Annotated in this window: 17 protein-coding genes and 1 tRNA gene; 7 read left to right on the top strand and 11 right to left on the bottom strand. The window is 58.8% G+C overall.

Annotated elements, in window-relative coordinates:
* Window positions 1-49: 49 nt before the first annotated feature.
* The 3 genes from ACP90_RS24690 to ACP90_RS24700 form a co-directional block, all read right to left on the bottom strand.
* Window positions 50-388, bottom strand: a complete 339-nt coding sequence (locus ACP90_RS24690) for a hypothetical protein (protein WP_145915833.1) — start codon at window positions 386-388, stop codon at window positions 50-52.
* 204 nt (window positions 389-592) lie between these two features.
* A complete protein-coding gene (locus tag ACP90_RS24695; RefSeq protein ID WP_228148069.1) occupies window positions 593-913 on the bottom strand; it encodes a hypothetical protein in 321 nt (106 codons plus the stop codon).
* Between the two features lie 48 nt (window positions 914-961).
* Entirely contained in the window at window positions 962-1,336 is a 375-nt protein-coding gene (locus ACP90_RS24700) for a hypothetical protein (RefSeq protein WP_201030427.1), read from the bottom strand.
* 135 nt (window positions 1,337-1,471) lie between these two features.
* Here ACP90_RS24700 and ACP90_RS24705 point away from each other — a divergent pair, with 135 nt between their 5' ends.
* On the top strand, window positions 1,472-2,116 hold the full coding sequence (locus ACP90_RS24705) for a nucleotidyltransferase family protein (protein WP_062490599.1): 645 nt from the start codon (window positions 1,472-1,474) through the stop codon (window positions 2,114-2,116).
* A 33-nt stretch (window positions 2,117-2,149) separates the two neighbouring features.
* On the opposite strand, the gene pabB is transcribed toward ACP90_RS24705, so the two are convergent.
* From pabB to ACP90_RS24730, 5 genes are all read right to left on the bottom strand, one after another.
* Window positions 2,150-4,006, bottom strand: coding sequence for an aminodeoxychorismate synthase component I (gene pabB / locus ACP90_RS24710; protein WP_062490601.1), 1,857 nt, complete (start codon window positions 4,004-4,006; stop codon window positions 2,150-2,152).
* Window positions 4,007-4,208: 202 nt separating this feature from the next.
* Window positions 4,209-5,720 (bottom strand): methyl-accepting chemotaxis protein, encoded by a 1,512-nt coding sequence (locus ACP90_RS24715; protein ID WP_062490604.1) that lies wholly within the window; start codon window positions 5,718-5,720, stop codon window positions 4,209-4,211.
* Complete coding sequence (locus ACP90_RS24720) at window positions 5,717-6,040, bottom strand: hypothetical protein (RefSeq protein ID WP_022999673.1); 324 nt, start codon at window positions 6,038-6,040, stop codon at window positions 5,717-5,719. The genes ACP90_RS24715 and ACP90_RS24720 overlap by 4 nt, the downstream gene beginning before the upstream one ends.
* 296 nt (window positions 6,041-6,336) lie before the next feature.
* Entirely contained in the window at window positions 6,337-7,002 is a 666-nt protein-coding gene (gene msrA / locus ACP90_RS24725; protein ID WP_162493105.1) for a peptide-methionine (S)-S-oxide reductase MsrA, read from the bottom strand.
* Between the two features lie 182 nt (window positions 7,003-7,184).
* Window positions 7,185-7,511, bottom strand: a complete 327-nt coding sequence (locus ACP90_RS24730) for a hypothetical protein (protein ID WP_022999671.1) — start codon at window positions 7,509-7,511, stop codon at window positions 7,185-7,187.
* A 673-nt stretch (window positions 7,512-8,184) separates the two neighbouring features.
* On the opposite strand from ACP90_RS24730, the gene ACP90_RS24735 reads away from it, so the two are divergent.
* Window positions 8,185-8,274 (top strand) — tRNA-Ser (locus ACP90_RS24735).
* Window positions 8,275-9,574: 1,300 nt separating this feature from the next.
* Here ACP90_RS24735 and ACP90_RS24750 read toward each other — a convergent pair.
* Together ACP90_RS24750 and ACP90_RS24755 are read right to left on the bottom strand one after the other, a co-directional pair.
* Window positions 9,575-10,432 (bottom strand): hypothetical protein, encoded by an 858-nt coding sequence (locus ACP90_RS24750; RefSeq protein WP_145915834.1) that lies wholly within the window; start codon window positions 10,430-10,432, stop codon window positions 9,575-9,577.
* A 363-nt stretch (window positions 10,433-10,795) separates the two neighbouring features.
* Window positions 10,796-11,932: an iron-containing alcohol dehydrogenase gene (locus tag ACP90_RS24755; protein ID WP_062490612.1), complete on the bottom strand. Its 1,137-nt coding sequence runs from the start codon at window positions 11,930-11,932 to the stop codon at window positions 10,796-10,798.
* A 787-nt stretch (window positions 11,933-12,719) separates the two neighbouring features.
* Here ACP90_RS24755 and ACP90_RS24765 point away from each other — a divergent pair.
* Genes ACP90_RS24765 through ACP90_RS24785 form a run of 5 tightly spaced genes read left to right on the top strand, consistent with a single transcriptional unit; the run spans window position 12,720 to window position 15,824 of the window.
* A complete protein-coding gene (locus ACP90_RS24765) occupies window positions 12,720-13,199 on the top strand; it encodes a hypothetical protein (RefSeq protein ID WP_062491970.1) in 480 nt (159 codons plus the stop codon).
* Window positions 13,200-13,221: 22 nt separating this feature from the next.
* Complete coding sequence (locus ACP90_RS24770; RefSeq protein WP_055659325.1) at window positions 13,222-13,935, top strand: MotA/TolQ/ExbB proton channel family protein; 714 nt, start codon at window positions 13,222-13,224, stop codon at window positions 13,933-13,935.
* Window positions 13,925-14,299 (top strand): biopolymer transporter ExbD, encoded by a 375-nt coding sequence (locus ACP90_RS24775; protein ID WP_062490614.1) that lies wholly within the window; start codon window positions 13,925-13,927, stop codon window positions 14,297-14,299. The genes ACP90_RS24770 and ACP90_RS24775 overlap by 11 nt, the downstream gene beginning before the upstream one ends.
* A gap of 8 nt (window positions 14,300-14,307) precedes the next feature.
* On the top strand, window positions 14,308-14,706 hold the full coding sequence (locus ACP90_RS24780; RefSeq protein WP_062490616.1) for a biopolymer transporter ExbD: 399 nt from the start codon (window positions 14,308-14,310) through the stop codon (window positions 14,704-14,706).
* Window positions 14,703-15,824, top strand: a complete 1,122-nt coding sequence (locus ACP90_RS24785; protein ID WP_062490617.1) for a TonB family protein — start codon at window positions 14,703-14,705, stop codon at window positions 15,822-15,824. The genes ACP90_RS24780 and ACP90_RS24785 overlap by 4 nt, the downstream gene beginning before the upstream one ends.
* Window positions 15,825-15,859: 35 nt before the next feature.
* On the opposite strand, the gene ACP90_RS24790 is transcribed toward ACP90_RS24785, so the two are convergent.
* On the bottom strand, window positions 15,860-16,924 hold the full coding sequence (locus ACP90_RS24790) for a trifunctional transcriptional activator/DNA repair protein Ada/methylated-DNA--[protein]-cysteine S-methyltransferase (RefSeq protein ID WP_062490619.1): 1,065 nt from the start codon (window positions 16,922-16,924) through the stop codon (window positions 15,860-15,862).
* Between the last annotated feature and the right edge of the window lie 178 nt (window positions 16,925-17,102).

Genomic DNA, 17,102 nt, shown 5'->3' on the forward strand with positions numbered 1-17,102 from the left:
TTCACAGGACTGGAAGAAGGGGCTGCGCAAACACCATCGCGCGGCCTTTTTACTGGCGGGCCTGTCCCATCTCTGCACAGACAAGGACGGAACATTTCGGGTTGTCCTTGGTCGGCACGAATGTCGGGCGCACCGTCTGGCCCGAGAAACACTGGTTCCGGCCGACGACGAACCGGTCGAACTTGTAAGGGCCTGATTTCAGATTGATGCCCCCGAATCTCTTGATCAGGTCCTGCGTCTGGTCACAGGTCAGTTGCGTGGTATCGGGCTGACGCCGGGTTTGCGCTTCCGCCTGCAGCACAGGGACAAGAGCCGCACACATAAACAGGCCTGCCTGAAGTGCGGACTTCGCAATTAACAGTTGTTTTCTTGTATTATTCTCGTTCATCGCAAGGCCTTTCCTGAGTATTCAGGCGAAGTCATGTATTAAATGGCTATGATTTCCAGCAGTAGGTAATCCGTATTTCATATTTGTGAAACGGTTTCCAAATGCAACACAGCGCTGCCCCGTCCGCGCATGAAATAGCAAGAAAAGCCTGCAAGGCGGTTAAGACTTGTGCCTCTTTATCCTGTTTTTGCAGAAGGATCCCGTTTACCGCTGCGTCCGGTTCTGGAAACACCTGTAGCCGACGGAGCACTGCGGATTGTCGCGCGTGGGAGCAAATTTCGCACGGACCTGCCCCGTTTGCGGCCGGCAATAACTACCGTTTGCAACGAAGCGGTCAAAGGTCGACTGGCCGGTCGTCAGGACGATGCTGCCACTTTTCCTGACCAGTTCCTGAGCCTGGGCACATGTCATCGAACGCGTGTCCGGACGCCCGGCCTGGGCCATGGCCGGTTCTACGGCGGCAGTGCCCCCGAGCCAGGTAAACGCCAGGAAGCCGAAACATGCGCTTCTGGAAAGTCGGTTCACATGACGTCTCCTGTTGAAGTCCGGGAGGGCAACCGGCCCGGATACGACTCAGTCATACCGCCAGGGTTGGGGATTGATACAGCGAAGCACGTAGCATTTCGCATTGTCCCTCGTTGGAATGTAGTCCCGGCGCGTGACCTCGCCATGCTGGCAGTAGCTCCGGTTGGCCACATACCGGTCGAACGTATAGCGCCCGGTGCTGAGCACGACGGCCCCACGCTGATTGATCATGGACTGAACCTGTCCGCAGGACATTGCGGTGGAATTCGGCCGTCCGGATTGGGCCGCAGATGGCAAAGCGGTGACAAGCACCGCCCCGCAAGCGGCCAGTGCGGCGATCATTTGTGTGCGTGGCAAGAGGTACATCGGCAATTCCTGAAAAGACCAAACGTCTCCGAAGGAGATGGCGCCTACCTGCTTCATGTCAAGTCGGTGCCCCTCATCCGGTAGCGCGCGTATCTGCGGAGGACACATTCGCGTGCATGGTCCCCATCATGCACGGCGCGCGATACGTTGAGAATCGGATAGGTTGCCCCTTCGCGAAAAGAGGATCCGGAAATGACCGCCGATTTGCAGATGGATGTACGCGACGCAAGGCTGGGCGATCCCTATGCCGCCAGTGAGGAGACGCGGCTGGCAGGTCTTGAGCAGATCCTCAGGACCGTGCCTCATGTAATGGAAATCCTGACCACCATCCGCAACCTTGCCCTTCCGGATGCCTGGCTGGTGTCGGGCGGTATCTACCAGACTGTCTGGAACGTCCTCACCAACCGCCCCCTGCTGCACGGCATCAAGGATTTCGACATCATCTATTTCGACGGAACCGATCTATCCTATGAGGCTGAGGACGCTGTTATCGGCAAGGTCAACCAGGCCCTGCCCGACTTGGCGAGCCTTCTGGAAGTGAGAAATCAGGCTCGTGTCCACCTGTGGTACGAGAGCCGTTTCGGCAGGCCCTACCGCCCTCTCGACTGTGCCATGGATTCGCTGACGACCTATGCTTCGCGCACCCATTCGGTGGCGGCACGGCTCGAAGAAGACGGGCGCATGGTGTTGCATGCGCCTTTCGGACTTGCCAACCTGTTCGGCATGCGGCTGGTGCCCAATTACACACAGCCGAACCCGGAAACCTATGCGGAAAAGGCGGCACGGATGAAGGCCCTCTGGCCGGAGCTGACAGTCATTCCCTGGGACAATGCCTGAGATGTCAGCGCTGCTCTCTTAGCGTACCGGTTATCACCCTGCCTTGCGGGTGGCTTCATTGTGTTGCCCGACTTCCATGTGCCACGAACCACTCGCTTGTTCCGAAAGCAGGCGAGCGCGTATCAGACCACGCACGGAATTGCCGACGTAGACTTCCTCGGCCTCTTGCAGATCCTGAAGCGTAAGGTCTGCCTCGCTTGCCAGACCACGTTCCAGAAGCCCCGCCCGGAAGGTGCCGGGGAGAAGCCCGTGACGAAGCGCAGGCGTCAGCAAGCTGCCGTTCCGCTTCAAGAAAAGAGTGGTGTAGCTGCCCTCGGTGAGATAGCCGTTCTCGTTCAGGAACAGCACCTCCTGGCAACCGGTTTCCGCCTGATACCGCTGGCGCGTGTCATCGTAGAAGGCCCGGTTTGTGGTCTTGTGGAACAGGAACCTGTCGGTTGACCACGTGGTTTCTTGCGCAATCACCAGATTGAAAACGGCCTCCTGACCGGCCGGCGGAAGATCCGTCGACGTGACCGAAATGCCGCCATGCGCCGATAGCAACAGCCGCACACGCCTTGAACCGGCAAAGGTGCGAACATGCTGCAGAAGCTCCTCACGCACGTCTTCTTCGCGGAAAGGAAAGCCGAAATAGGCAGATGAGGCCTGCAGGCGCTGCATGTGCCGTTCCAGAAGCAAATAGCCGTCGCCCGGGTGATAAGCCAGCGTCTCGATCAGATCGAAGCCCGGCGTGTCCTCGCTCATGAACCTCAGTTTCAAGGCGCATTCGTCGTATTCGGGAGACGCGCCACTGTCGAAGATCACACCGGACCCGCTTCCGGCTTCGCCGCTGCCGTCGTTTCGCAACACCAGCGTCCGGATGGCGACATTCAGCCGGAAATCGCCTCCAGGCGCGAGATAGCCGATCGAACCGGTGTAGACGCCACGCGGGCCGGTTTCCAGATCCTGGGCAATCTGCATGGCGCTGAGTTTCGGCGCTCCCGTAATCGAACCGCAGGGGAACAGATGTTCGGCGATGCGTGCAAAGCCGACGTCATCGGGAACTTCAGCTTCGACCGTCGAGGTCATCTGGTGAAGGCTTTGGTAGCGCTCCACCTCGCACAGTTTGGTCACATTGACCGTGCCGGTGTCGGCGATGCGCGACAGGTCATTGCGCATCAGGTCGACGATCATGGTGTTTTCGGACCGCTGCTTGGGATCGCTTGAAAGCGTGCGCGCAATCGTGGCGTCCTCGGAAGCGTAACGTCCTCGGGGCGCGGTGCCCTTCATGGGTTTGGTCCGCAGGCAGGTGCCCCGGCGCTCCAGGAAGAGTTCCGGCGAGAGAGACAGGATCGTCCGGTCTTCAAGGCGCAGGAAAGCGGCAAATTCCACCGGCTGGCGACGCAGAAGGGTCTGGAAGATCCGTTCCGGAGCCCCCTGGTGCCGGAACCGCGCGCGCATGGTCAGGTTGACCTGATAGATGTCGCCCTTCGCCAGATGGTCGCGGACGCGGGCAAAGGCCGTATCGTAAGCGGCCCTGTCCATATCGAACTCCGGCTTGCCGATGGCAGCCTCGCCGTCGCCAGCCACCTTTTCCAGCATAGCTTTGGCTTCGTCGAGACCCAGTTCCTCCGGCGCGCCATACAGCCCGAACCAGAGCAACGGCTCTTCTGTTTGATGAAACCGTTGCCGCAGCTTTTCCTCGAAGGCAAAACCCAGTTCATAGGCAAGATAGCCTGCCGCATGGCGCCCGTCCGCCTGGGCGGCCTCAAGCCGCTCGAGGCAGCCCTGAACCTCCTCGAGCCGGGAGCAGGTGATCACCTCATCCGGCGCCTGAAACAACAGCGCAGACCGCTGCTTCAACAGGTCCAGCAGCAGGACCGTTCCGGGCGCGAAGGAGGATGCAGGCATCGTTTGGCGTCAGTGTCCGCAAGGGTGAAGAATGCTGCCAGCGTGGCACGTTTTCATCCGCAACGCTGGTTCGTTAGGGGCGGCTCATGGCATTCAAGCGACATCAGGTCAAGCATGCAGAACAGGAGAGCGACGCAAGAACGAAAAAACCGGCGAACTGGCCGCCGGTTTCCGAAGATCACGATCTGTTGCGGCCATACTCTCAGGCCGCGACATCCTTCAGGAAGGCGGTGATTGCCCGGCGCATGTCCTGGGTCTCCAGATCGAGGGTCTCGGCCGCCTCGACCATGGAGCCGACCGAGTGGCTGGTGCGTTCGACAGATTCCCGCACACCGTCGATGTTGTTGGCAACCCGTCCCGTGCCGTCCGCGGCTTCCGCCACATTGCGCGAGATTTCCTGGGTCGCCGCGCCTTGTTCACCGACGGCGGCAGCAATGGCGGCCGTATAGCTGTTGACCTCGTCCATCGTCGTCGCAATCACTCCGATGGATTCCACCGCGTCCTTGGTTTCCGCCTGGATCGCCGCGATCTGGGCGCCGATTTCTTCCGTTGCCTTGGACGTCTGTGTCGCCAGTTCCTTCACTTCGGCAGCAACAACCGCAAAGCCCCTGCCAGCTTCGCCCGCGCGGGCCGCCTCTATGGTGGCGTTGAGAGCCAGAAGGTTGGTCTGTTCGGCAATCGCCTGAATCAGCGTAACGACCTCGCCGATCCGATTGGCCGCATTCGCAAGACCCGCGACCTTGCTGTTGCTGGTTTGCGCGTTTTCCGTTGCCCGGTTGACGATGCCGGTGGTCTGTTCGACCTGGCGCGAAATCTCCGCGATCGAGGACGACAGCTCTTCTGCGGCGGAAGCGACCATCTGCACGTTTGAGGACGCTGTTTCCGACGCATCTGATACGGAGCCTGCACGCGACGAAGTGTTTTCGGCAACGGTTCCGAGCTCGGTTGCGGCATCCCGCATTTCGCGCACCTTCAGGCCGACACCGTCCAGCTTGGCAGCGATATCACTTTCAAACGCCATGATGCGTTCGTTGATGACCTTCTGCTTGGCGCGCTCCATTTCGTCATTTTCAGCGGTCCGGTGCTGCAGCACCATTGCCTGGGCGCGAGCGGCCTCGGCCTCCTCGCGTGCCTTGTCGGAAGCGGCAAACGCTCGTGCCAGGCTGTCGGTCATCCACCAGAGTGCGCCGACTTCCGCAACCACGACAAGCGCATGGAAGACCACCCGGCTGAAATCCGCCCCACCGGGAAACACGGCCCAGGGCATGGCGAAATTCAGGACAAGGTGGTGCACGGCGACGACGGCTGCATAGGCAACCAGTGCCCGCCAGTCGACCCAGCTGGCCAGGATGGCCAGTACGGCGAAGAAATACATATGCGCGTCGAGCTGATAGGTGATCTGCCCATCCGGCGTCGCCAGAGCGGCCACGAACAGGGCAACCAGCCCGGCAAGGGACATGGAAGTGGCAAGGCGCGTTTCGACGCCCGCTCCGAACTTGATCCATGTACCGGTGGCCGCAACACCAAGGAGCAAGGCTGCCCCGCAAACCGCAACGAGCGAAACATAGCCAACCCACCAGGCCGTTCCCATGACCAGGAAAACATTCACCCAGATAAAATGGATCAGCATCCGCGCAAACTTCTGCCGGAACTGGTCCAGACCGGAAAGCTGACCCGACATCTGATCCGCTTGAGACATTTCCACACCGTTCATTTCAACTGCTCCAAGGAGACACCGCTCAATCGCGCGCAGGCTTGCGCGATGAAGGAAGACGCCACAAAACCGGCGCCTGACCGGTAAAGATTTGCGATGGACTGTTGTTCACCGGCTTCGGTGAGCGCCACCCAGCTTCTGTCCCCGACGAACAGTACCGGGCCACCCGATCTGGCGATGACACTGACCGCGCTTTCACCCCAGGGCCATGCGAATACCGCGACCGGCCCTTCGCGCGCTGGCATCAACGAGCCGACCAGCATCAACAGGCAGCTGGCCAGGAAGTATCCGGTTGCAAAAATTTTTGCCGAACGGCTCACGAAGTCGATCCTTAAACGCCCATGCGTCAGGTCAATCCTCGCAGCGCAAATTTAAGAAAGCCTGAAACTTCCCTAGAGTACTGAAAGATATAAGCTATGTACGAAATTGTACTTATGTAGATCCTGACTTTCTTGACCCGCGACAGCTGACTTTCAATATGGCCAACCTCGGCAAGGAAACGGTTGAAACACTGCCGGCTTCAGGCGCCGGAGAATGCAAAAAGACGGGGCAACGCCGTCACTGGCACTGCCCCGTCTTGAACTCAACCGGAACCAAGCTAGCGATCGGATTGCCTTCAGGCGGTCTGGCCCAGCCCGACCGGGCACGAGATGCCCGTGCCGCCGATCCCGCAATAGCCGGCCGGGTTCTTGGCCAGATACTGCTGATGGTAATCCTCGGCGAAATAGAAGGTATCCAGCTCCCGGATTTCCGTCGTGATGGTGCTTGCCACGCCGCCGGCCTTCAGGGCGGCCTGATAGGCTTGCCTCGACTGTTCGGCTCCGGCAAGGTCGTCGCCTTCGCTCACGTAGACGGCCGAGCGATACTGGGTACCCGTATCATTGCCCTGGCGCATGCCCTGGGTCGGGTCGTGATTTTCCCAGAAGACCTTCAGAAGATCTCCGAGGGAAATCTCCGCCGGGTCATAAACGACCAGGACCACTTCCGTGTGGCCCGTACGCCCGGTGCAGGTTTCATGGTAGGTCGGGTTGGGCGTATATCCACCCGCGTAGCCAACCGCGGTGACATAGACACCAGGCAGCTGCCAGAACAGGCGTTCAGCGCCCCAGAAGCAGCCCATTCCGACCACAAGGGTTTTCATGTTGTCCGGATAGGGGCCTGCGAGCGGCCGTCCGTTGACGAAATGCGGCTCGGCCGGCCGGATCGCCTCGGAACGCCCCGGCAGGGCCTCGTCCTTGGCCGGCAGCGAAAATTTCTTGGTCAGCATCGTCATGAACGACATGGCTTTCTCCCACACATGCCGACAAAGCTTCTCGAGGATGCCCGGGAAGCAGTCGGCTTATTTCAGGAGCTAATGTGGCGCAGCTGCGCCCGCTTTCCAAGAGGCCCGTCACGCAACGGTGTTCGCGTGTGAGCGGAAACTGCCGTTTTGCGACACCTCGTCTGGTGCTGCAAGAAACCGTGTCAGGCGTAAAGCGCACGCTGGCTGCGGCGCTTGGCTCCCAGCCAAAGCAGCGCCAGGCCGATCGGAGCGAAGACCGCCCAGACCGGCCAGGTCAGGACAGTCTCTTTCAGGGTCTGCCAGACCGTCGGATCAAAAGACGCCACGATGTGGGCTTCCGCCATTTCGAGAGAGGCAGGCGACAGGTTCTGCCAGACCTGGCCAAGCTGGGCCAGACGGATTTCGGACAGGGCAATGGAAGAACTTGCATCGGAAATGCCGGCAATAATGGCGACGGCGACAAAGCCGTAGCCGAGGATGCGGAATAAAAACTTCAAAACACTGATCATCGCTTTGCTTTCAGCTTCGCCAAAATATTAAACGGAGCGCTCGCTCCAGTCAGGCCTTCAAATAGTAGCCGCCGGATGTTGAGCATTCCTTTAGGGTAATATCACCCCGCGCAGGAACAAGATTTGATATTCAACACATTCTTGTGACTTTGGTTCCCGGCTTTCGCAAGTGTTTTCGTTTCAAATGCTTCGAAATTAATTCAGGCAGCGCGTTAGTTGCAGTGCAGCATTTCCCGAATACGCAAGCACAAAGCCGCCTGCTCAGACCTGTGTCACACCGTGGCCACCTCGTCTCCCCGGCCTATCGCAACGCCGAACCCCAAGCGAGGTTATCTTCCCGCACAGAGACTGAGCCATGCCATGACCTTGCCTGCGAGACGTCTCTCGACCCTCGAAAACACCAGACGCTGATTCTGCGCGGCCACACATGCGCCCGGCCAGCCTCCAACCGCAGACAAACCGCCTTGGTACTGCCACGACAGGAAAGATTTTTTCGGTCCAGGCATTGCCGGCTGCATGGCACGTTACAGCCGTTTTTTGCAGCTCGTCCGAGCCCCGCAACCCCTCGACAATCCACAGCGGCGAGGCACCGAAAAAAAAACTTGTTCAAGTGCTTGCACTTGATCGCGCCATGGGTATATTGCGCCCCACTCAAGCGGGTGACGCTTGCGACGGACAGGTGGCCGAGTGGTTGAAGGCGCACGCCTGGAACGCGTGTATACGGGCAACCGTATCGAGGGTTCGAATCCCTCTCTGTCCGCCATTTCTCTTTCCAAGACATTGAAATTTTTTGTTTTTAAGGTTGGCCTATCGATCAACCCATCATTCTGGCCGTGGCAGGCCCGGTCTTTCCACAATCTGTCCAAATTATGCTCATGCCGCACTATTTCAGCTGCAACCTGAAGCATCGCTGCTTATCGCTTGAGGCGTAGGTGGCAACCAAGACGCACGCAGCGTGCTGGAGACCGAGGCCCGCGTTGTATGTCAGCGCCTGGCGAGCGAAGAAGGCATCTTCGCCGGAACATCGACTGGAATAAACGTGCTGGCAGCAATCGAACTCGCAAAAGAACTCGGATCGACCGCCACCGTCGTTACAGTCGCTTGTGACAGCGGCCTCAAATACACGAACGGAGTGTTGTTCAACAGTTCGCGGTCAATCACTTCCTAAGTGGCTTACCTCTTAAAAGACATCGAATGTTAGCTGCTGGAATTCAAATCAATTCCCGACAGGAGTTGCGCTGCCTATGTCTGCTTCAGGGAAACTTGCATACGGAACTAAACGACCTATGTGGGGCCGCGAAGCCGCCATTGAACCAATCGAAGGTGAATGTCCGGAATAGGCCGTTTGTGTCGACCAGCACCACGAGATAGGGATACGCGCGTCACGACGGCGAAAGGCTGCTTGGAGCCCAAACCTACCGGTCTTTCGGCCAATTATGGTGCATGTAAGCTGCCAGTTCTTCCTTTTCCGAATACACTTCGAAACGGTGTCTAATACCCGAGTTCGCAAGTGTCCTCGACACACGGTGAGAGAAGGCCACAAGTTCTTCGGTCGACCTGTGATCGGCGCTTACAGAACCAAGACTCAGATCGCCACCTAATTCTCTGAAAACAAAGTGATTGAAGTCCGCCAACCTTAACGAGAACTTTCCTTCAATGACGGTGTAGCCATCAGACCTAAAAATGCTCGCCAGTTCATTCATTGAAGGCCATCTGGATATCTCAGCAGCAAGTAGCGCGTATCCATTGCTCATGCATTCGAACCCTTGCTGAAAAACGTTCGACAAGAGTATCTGGGCGGATTTCAAATGTCAGCTAAGTCCCCTAAGTGGGCCTTGGCAGTGAGGTAGATAACGCAGCAGCGGATGGGTGGTATGGCGGGCCGGCGCGCAGCATGCAGTTCCACCGATGAACGGCAGCGGACCGTCGGATAATGGCCGCAGCGATTAACAATGCGGACATTGGTGCGCCACGCAGCCAAGGTCCGGATCGTGTCAGAGAGTAGGTTGTCGGGAATTGCGCGCCTTCTCACTGCAACTGAGATGACCCCAGCCAACAGAAAGTCAATTCAATCCGTTCAAATAGCCTGACGCAGAACCGCTTCCGGACATGGAGAAAAAGACGCCGTTATCACGCTCAGCGCTGTTTGGCTTCTGCCGAACCCTGTTCCTCAGGGCTTCCGCTGTAATGGATACCCCAACCTCAAGATTTGAATGGTGTTCACCAAGGCTCGGATCAATCAGGCCATGCTGGTAACGGTCGACAAGCGTTTCTGGGAGGTCAACCAGCCAGAAGTTTTCGTCAGAATGGAAGGACAGAAGGATCGTATAAGGGGCAATCCCATGTTCTTTGATCATCGCCTCAATCAGAAGCATGCCGCCATCAAGCGATAGGCCCACCTCCTCGCGAATGGCCTGGGGTGCTTCTGTGTATCTGTAGGCGGGTGGTGCCCTGCGCGGCATTCGAAAAAACAATGGTGGCTTTTCAAGCAGGCTGGGGCAGAAAGTGCCAATTTTTTCGATGAAGACCTTTCCTATGCCGAACTCATCGCCATGAAAGGCAATCATGTGTTCAACCGACTTGTAGGCAATGTGTTCGTGCCCAACGAATTCGGCTGAATTCGTATCACCAACCAAAACGTCGTTCTGGTAATCGACATCCAAAAGCGTGAATTCACATCCGGTGATCCCAATACTGAAATTCCATTGGTGCTCAAAAAGACGATTTATGTCTCCGGGATTACGCACCAGGATCTTGATCCCAATGACACCAAATGGCGCTTCGCGTGAGATCATCTTTTGAACGGCGCCGTCTTGAATATCAAAGACTGTGGAGGTATTCCGCAAGTCGATGAGATGAGACTGAAATTCTGCGCCTATCCTATCAATCAGTCTTTCAACGCGGCCCTTACTTGGTGACACATCAGTCTCCGGTCTCTTTCTGGTCGCTCATGCTTCAGACCAATATATGTGATCCGCGCATTGTCGGTAACTCCCTGCCTTTGAAAATAGCGCACCTGGAGAGGTTTAGAAGGTCCTACCCATAACACCTTCACCCGACGCGAAATGAACGGTCATTCCACGCCCAACTTGTGAGTTCAATCCGTATGCGATGAATGATGGCTTTTGGGAGCAAACGGAAAGCCGACGAACGTCCAAAATGGGGACGCATTCCGGACCACCAGCTTCCATAAACACCGACACATCGGTTCTGGGCGATACTGGGCGGTGCTGTGGTCCGGAGATCGCTCAAGGGAGTTTCAGAGACGGTCCCAACACCCGCTGTCAATAAGAAGCTTGCAGCATCCTGAAATAGTCGTCGGCGGTTGCGTCAATGGGGTTGGTCTTGTGGCTGTGGTCGGCCAATGCCCCCTGAATGATGCGGTCGAAGAGATCTTCCGAAACACCCAGCTCCGACAGGCTGACGGGCAAACCGATGGCCGCCGTCATCTCCTTGATGGCCGCTCCGATATCCGTTCCGGTAGCCAGACCCATCGCATCGGCCATCCTGGCATATTTGTTCTCGCTGACGGATGTCGGGGCCGCCTTGTTGAATTCCAGAACCGCAGGCATGAACACCGCGTTCAAGGTGCCGTGGTGCAGCTTCGGATTGAGCCCGCCGAGCGCATGACTGAGGCTGTGCACACAGCCCAGCCCTTTTTGGAAGGCCATGGCGCCCATGGTTGCGGCGATTGCCATGTTGGCGCGGGCGTCCTTGTCATCCGGTGTTTCTGTCGCCTTGCGGATATTCGCCCAGGCGCGGCGCAGTCCTTCAAGTGCGATGCCGTCTGCCGGCGGATTGAAGGATGGGGCAAGATAGGTCTCGATGCAGTGCGAGATAGCGTCCATTCCGGTGGCTGCGGTCAAAACGGGCGGCAGCGTCATGGTCAATTCCGGATCGACAATAGCGGCTTTCGGAACAAGGAATGGAGACAGCAAGCCGACTTTTCGGCCATCATCCAGTATCACAATCGCCCCGCGTCCGACTTCGCTACCCGTGCCTGACGTTGTCGGAATAGCGATGGTCGGCCAGGTCTTGGCCGTGATTTTTTGCAGGCCACCCTCGATGACCGCATAGGTCTTCAGGGCGCCACCATGTGCGGCGAGGATGGCAACTGCCTTTGCGAGATCGATCGCCGATCCGCCACCTATGGCGATAATTCCGTCGGCTTCAACCTCTTTGAACAAGTCCGTCGCGACACGGACGGCCGCCTCATTCGGGTTGCCGGGGGTTTCGTCGTAAACGCCTGCCAGCTCCTTGCCGAAGACGGCTTCTATCTTGTCGAGAAATCCGAGCCCGCGCACGCCCTTGTCCGTCACTACGAGCGGGCGCGAAATTCCGGCGAGCGCCAGTTCCTCCTTCAACGTGGCAAGCTCGCCAAAACCGAACTGGACCCGGGTTACGTAATTGATCAGAGGCATGCCGCTCCCTTTACTGATATGCCCAATGGAAACTGATCCGGATTGATGGCAGACCATTTGGGCGAATATTTTTGGTTCGCCGCAAGATAAACTCTAAATGTGACCTGTAAATCCACTCTCTTTCAATTCGGGTATAACGAGAAGAGAATTGACGCTTGCCGCGATGCCGTTGCTCTCGAGAGAGACAGACTTGGTTTGCTTTCTGTCATTTCGGCGATCGATGGCAACGGACGACTGGCAACGGCTCATCCGCCAAGGGTCAGCAGCGAACTGGCGGCTTGCGTGCTTCGATCGGGTTTAGCTGCGCCCACAAGCGCTCTCCATTCCGCCGACCTTCATCTACCAGTCTTCTGACGAGTGCTCTGAAAGGTACTTCAGGACGGCAACTCTGCGGCCCGTGGGCTCGCCTGGCAGGCGCTGAAATGGTCTGTGTCCCGGCATCGCCTGTGACCCGTTTAAATTCTGAACTAAAAATTCAACTTTTTTAATCCGGACCGGTTCCCTCCCCCGCTGCTTTCGGTGTAAAGATCGATTAGCCAGGGCAGCGACGGTCTTGATGATGATCGCGCAGACCGCCTCAGCCTTCAAAAATCTCCAGCAGTTCTGAAAGCCAATCGTGCGTTTCGTGCGTCCCGACAGGACAGCCCTTTTCGCGGATTGATACCCCCATCCGGCTTCGCCGATGCCACCCACGTGCTGCCCTGGAGACAAGTCTTTAACTCGAATGGCGCGCGGCCGAGGTTCTTATCAGGAACCAGGCCGCGAGCCGCTACGGGAGAGCGAAGGGATGAAGAGATCTTTGGTTTCGGCGCCGGTTCGGGCGGTTGCGCTCGCCTTGATGCTGAGCAGTCAGTTTGCTGCCGCAGCCAACGCGCAATCGGCGTCTCAGGCAGCGTCTCAAACCGCCTCCAAGACAAGCGAAGCGATCTCTGTCCAGTTGAACGATGCGGAGACGGTCGACGGGTCCTGCCGGTTGACCTTCGTCATCCGCAACACCTTGCCAACACCCGTCAACGCCCTTGGCCTCGACCTGGTGATGTTCGACACGTCCGACGGCGTTTCCGGCTATGCGGCGATCGACTTCGGCGATCTCCCCACCGGCAAGACGCGTGTCCGGCAATATGACGTTGCCAAGGGAGACTGTACCGGCATCTCTCGCGTCCTTGTGAACGAGGTGCGCGCCTGTGACCTTCAGGACACCGCCCAACAGGACTGCCTGCCGCTGCTGCGGATCGACTCGCGGTCGGAAATCGACCTGATCCTCTGATGAAAACCCAAGCGTGATCAAAATGCCTGATGTCCCTACCGCGGCCCTGCCGCACTTCCTGTCTCCGTTGACCGGCCTCGTCGATCAGGGCGGCCCGGTGGTGTTGTTCCTGCTTGCCCTTTCCCTGGTGGCGGCAGCGCTGATTGCCGCCAAGCTGCTGCAGTTCCTGTATCTGGGTGTCGGCCGTTTCGGTACCGCCCGCAAGGCGTTGGACCTTTGGCTGGACGGCCGGCCTCAGGAAGCGAAAACGATGGCGGCCGGTGGAAAATCCGTGGTTGCCGACATCATGCTGAAGCTCGTGCAGGGCAGCGCTCGCAGCGAAACCAGGACCGAGCTTCTGAAAGAAGACGTCGAGCGGATCTGCATTCAGCGGATCAACACGCTGAGGGCATACCTTCGCCCGCTCGACATGATCGCGCAGACAGCACCGCTGATCGGCCTTCTGGGGACGGTACTCGGCATGATCGAGGCCTTTCAGGCCATGCAGGGCGCCGGCGCGGCGGTGGACCCTTCCGTTCTCGCCGGCGGTATTTGGGTAGCCTTGCTGACAACCGCCGTCGGTCTTTCGGTCGCAATACCCGTGTCGGCCATTGTCGGCTGGTTTGACAGCCGTATCGAGGCGGAGCAATCCGAGATGGAAGCGCTGGTCACGGCGTTCTTCACCGGGGCGATCGCCGAACGCGGTGCGGCCCGGATCGTGGCCCTGGAGGCTTCGGAGACGAGGCATGCAGTTTAAAGCAAGAGTGCGGCGCAAGCCCGTCGGCCTGACCTCGCTGATCGACGTCATCTTCCTGCTGCTGCTGTTCTTCATGCTGGCGTCCAGCTTCACACGGTACCAGTCGCTGGACATTTCCAGCGGCGCTGAAGGTGGCGGCGCGGCGCAAAGGCCCGCCTACCTGCGTATTCACACGTCGGAAAAGCTGGACCTGAATGGCCGCCCCCTGATGAAGGCGGACATGGCGGAACTGTTTTCCGCGCTCAAGGAAAACAGTGTCGTCGCGATCTGGTCCGGCCCGGATGCAAACGTCCAGGACGTGGTTGATGTCATGTCCGAGGTTCGCAGAAGCGGGCTGAAGAGCGTTCTGGTGACGGGACAATAGGTGACCTCATGCGCACGAAATCCCCACAGCGCCGCGAACCGCCGGAAAACACCATTCCGCTGATCAACGTCGTTTTCCTGATGCTGATCTTCTTCCTGTTTGCAGGGTCGGTTGCCCGGGACGATGCCAGGAAAATCGAACCGCCGCTGAACATACTGGAAGACGAGACCATCCGGTCCACCGGCGCACTCATTGTTGACCCGCAAGGCCGCACCTTTGCCGGAGAGGCTGAAGTCGACGTTGCCGACTGGCTTGCGCAGCAGGAAGAGCCAGGCGGCACTGACGGCCCGATCAAGGTGGCTGCGGACGGCACGCTGAAGGCGGACGCCCTGGAAAAGGTGTTGCGCGAGCTGAAGGATGCCGGACGCACCGACATCGTGCTCATAACAAGAAGAGGCTCGAAGTGAGTTTCGCGCGTTTCCTGGCTGCCGGGGCCATCCTTTCTCTGGTGCTGCACGGCACCGGCGCCGCCTTTTTCGCGAAAGATCCGAATGAGATCTCCATTGCAGCTTCTGAAGGCGGCGGCGTTTCGGTGATCGGGTCCATCGAGGATCTTGTAGCCGGAGCACAAGTGGATGCCGTAGCCGATCCTCAGCCTGTCGAGGACGTGAAGCCGGACGTAGAGCCAATCGAAGAAGTACAGGTGGACACCGCAAAGCCCGAGGTGCGGTCCGGCACGCCGGTGAGACCGGTAGAAGTGCAGCCAAGCCCGGCCGTTGCCGAGGCAGTGCCTGACACGCCAGCTTCAGAACCTGCTCCGTCCGTTCCGATGGTCACAGGCGTTACTTCATTGGAACCGGTGAAAGCGCCGGCGACAACGCCGGAGGTGGCGACGGCGTCCGAAACGTTGCAGGGCAGTGTCACACCGGAACCGGTCAAGCCGCCAGTAGAGCCAGTCGAGCCGGCACCGGAGCAAAAACCTGTCGAAATTGCACGGGTGGAGCCAGCCGCACCGGTCGAGACTGTTCAGCCGGTGGACCTGCAAACCGAAGTGCAACAGCCTGTTGCCGATCCGCTGGCCGAGGTCACGCAGACACCGAACCGCAAACCCAAGCCGCCCGTGCGAAATGCGGAAGCCCCCAAGACCGAAGAGCGGGAAAAAGCCAGGAAGGTTGTGAAAGCGCAGAGGAAGGGTGCGGAAACCAGCGCCCGAAAGGGTGGTGAACGCGTCACCAGCCAGAACGCAAAATCCAACACCAATGGCCGGGCGAATGCCCGTACCAATGATGGCGGCACCAGAGCAACGTCCAACTATCAGGGCAAGGTGGTGGCCAAACTGCGCCGCGCAAAACGTTATCCCCGTGAAGCGAAACGTCAGAGACTGGAGGGAACGGTGAGTGTCGGCTTCACGATTTCATCCAACGGTGCTGTTTCCGGTATTCGCGTGACCCGGTCTTCCGGGCACCCGGTGCTGGACCAGGCCGCGCTCGACATGGTGCGCAGGGCTTCGCCCATGCCCAAGTTTCCGGGTGATATTCGTGTTGCGCGCATGAACATGCAGGTGCCAGTCCGCTTCGACCACTAACACGCCGAACCAAAACGAGGGCAAGGCGAGCACCGTCAAGCAGCAGGGGTCTGCCGGTAGCTCTGCTCCAGTTCGATCAGGCGTTGCTTGCGCCAGAGCCCCCCACCATACCCGGTGAGGGAGCCGTCCGCGCCGATCACCCTGTGGCACGGCACGACGAGAGCCAGTTGGTTGGCCCCGTTGGCCCGGGCAACCGCCCGCACAGCTTCCGGCCTCCCCAGCGCCCTTGCCAGTTCGGAATAGCTGCGGGTCTCGCCAGGCGGAATGGTCAGCAGCTCGCGCCAGACATCCCGCGTGAAGGCAGAACCGTGAAGGGCAAGCCTTGTCTGGAATTGGCCGCCGGTTCCGGCAAAGAAACGATCGAGTTCTCCCTGGATCTGGTCGGTGACCTCCGTTCGCCCAAAGCCGATCTCACCCTTGGCGTAGGTCTGCAGCTTCCTGAACTCTGTCGGAAAGGCCTTTCGGTCGAGAAATTCCAACAGATGCAGCTGGGTCCTGTCGGTGACGGCAATCAGCGGACCGAGCGGCGATGCCACCCAGTCGGCGAAAAGCAGGGGCTTGGCGGAAAAGACCCCGGGAGACTGGCCAAGAATCCTGGCAAAGGCTTCGCGAAACGCGCTCGGCGAGTCGAACCCGGCCGTGATCTGCGCATCGATCACCTTGCCGCCGTCGGCAAGCGTCGAGAACCCTTCCTGCAGGCGCCGCTGGCGCGCCATTTCCAGAAAGGTCATGCCGAAATGCCGCTTGAAGGCCCGGCGCACCGTTGAGGGGTCGAACCCCATGCGCACGAGATCCGGTTCGCCCCAGCGGTAGGATGGACGCTTTTCCAGTGCCTCGATCAACGGTTTCACCACCGGGTCGGCAGTGGCCTCCGGCGTGGTCGGACGGCAGCGCTTGCAAGGGCGGAAGCCGGCGTCAAAACATTCGGACACGGTGTCATGGAAGGTGCAGTTCTCCCGCTTCGGCTTACGCGCCGGGCAGGTCAGCCGGCAGAAAATTCCGGTAGAAGCTACACAGACAAAAACGCGTCCGTCGTAGGACGGATCACGGTTCAGAAGCGCTTCATAGAGCGTTTCGAAACTGGGTCGGGTCATAAGCATGACCCGACTTTACGCTCGGCCAGAATTCATTGCAGCCGGAAATCGGGCGTTAATTTCATTCCATCGGATAGCGCCGGAAAACAAACCTTTCCATCGTCATCCCGGCCAAGCGTCAGCCCGAGCCAGGATCAGAGAGCCACCGGCGCACGGCGTGGGCACGCGTTCAAAAGGCAAGGCA

Source organism: Labrenzia sp. CP4 (genome assembly GCF_001579905.1).
GTDB classification, from domain to species: Bacteria; Pseudomonadota; Alphaproteobacteria; order Rhizobiales; family Stappiaceae; genus Roseibium; species Roseibium algicola.

Excerpts from the sequence above, each read along its gene's own strand:
- ACP90_RS24705 (WP_062490599.1), top strand. The coding sequence starts at position 1,472 with ATGACCGCCGATTTGCAGATGGATGTACGCGACGCAAGGCTGGGCGAT.
- ACP90_RS24730 (WP_022999671.1), bottom strand. The coding sequence starts at position 7,511 with ATGATCAGTGTTTTGAAGTTTTTATTCCGCATCCTCGGCTACGGCTTT.
- ACP90_RS24690 (WP_145915833.1), bottom strand. The coding sequence starts at position 388 with ATGAACGAGAATAATACAAGAAAACAACTGTTAATTGCGAAGTCCGCA.
- pabB (WP_062490601.1), bottom strand. The coding sequence starts at position 4,006 with ATGCCTGCATCCTCCTTCGCGCCCGGAACGGTCCTGCTGCTGGACCTG.
- ACP90_RS24755 (WP_062490612.1), bottom strand. The coding sequence starts at position 11,932 with ATGCCTCTGATCAATTACGTAACCCGGGTCCAGTTCGGTTTTGGCGAG.
- ACP90_RS24775 (WP_062490614.1), top strand. The coding sequence starts at position 13,925 with ATGCAGTTTAAAGCAAGAGTGCGGCGCAAGCCCGTCGGCCTGACCTCG.
- ACP90_RS24780 (WP_062490616.1), top strand. The coding sequence starts at position 14,308 with ATGCGCACGAAATCCCCACAGCGCCGCGAACCGCCGGAAAACACCATT.
- ACP90_RS24765 (WP_062491970.1), top strand. The coding sequence starts at position 12,720 with ATGAAGAGATCTTTGGTTTCGGCGCCGGTTCGGGCGGTTGCGCTCGCC.
- ACP90_RS24700 (WP_201030427.1), bottom strand. The coding sequence starts at position 1,336 with ATGAAGCAGGTAGGCGCCATCTCCTTCGGAGACGTTTGGTCTTTTCAG.
- ACP90_RS24715 (WP_062490604.1), bottom strand. The coding sequence starts at position 5,720 with ATGAACGGTGTGGAAATGTCTCAAGCGGATCAGATGTCGGGTCAGCTT.
- ACP90_RS24790 (WP_062490619.1), bottom strand. The coding sequence starts at position 16,924 with ATGCTTATGACCCGACCCAGTTTCGAAACGCTCTATGAAGCGCTTCTG.
- ACP90_RS24770 (WP_055659325.1), top strand. The coding sequence starts at position 13,222 with ATGCCTGATGTCCCTACCGCGGCCCTGCCGCACTTCCTGTCTCCGTTG.
- msrA (WP_162493105.1), bottom strand. The coding sequence starts at position 7,002 with ATGTCGTTCATGACGATGCTGACCAAGAAATTTTCGCTGCCGGCCAAG.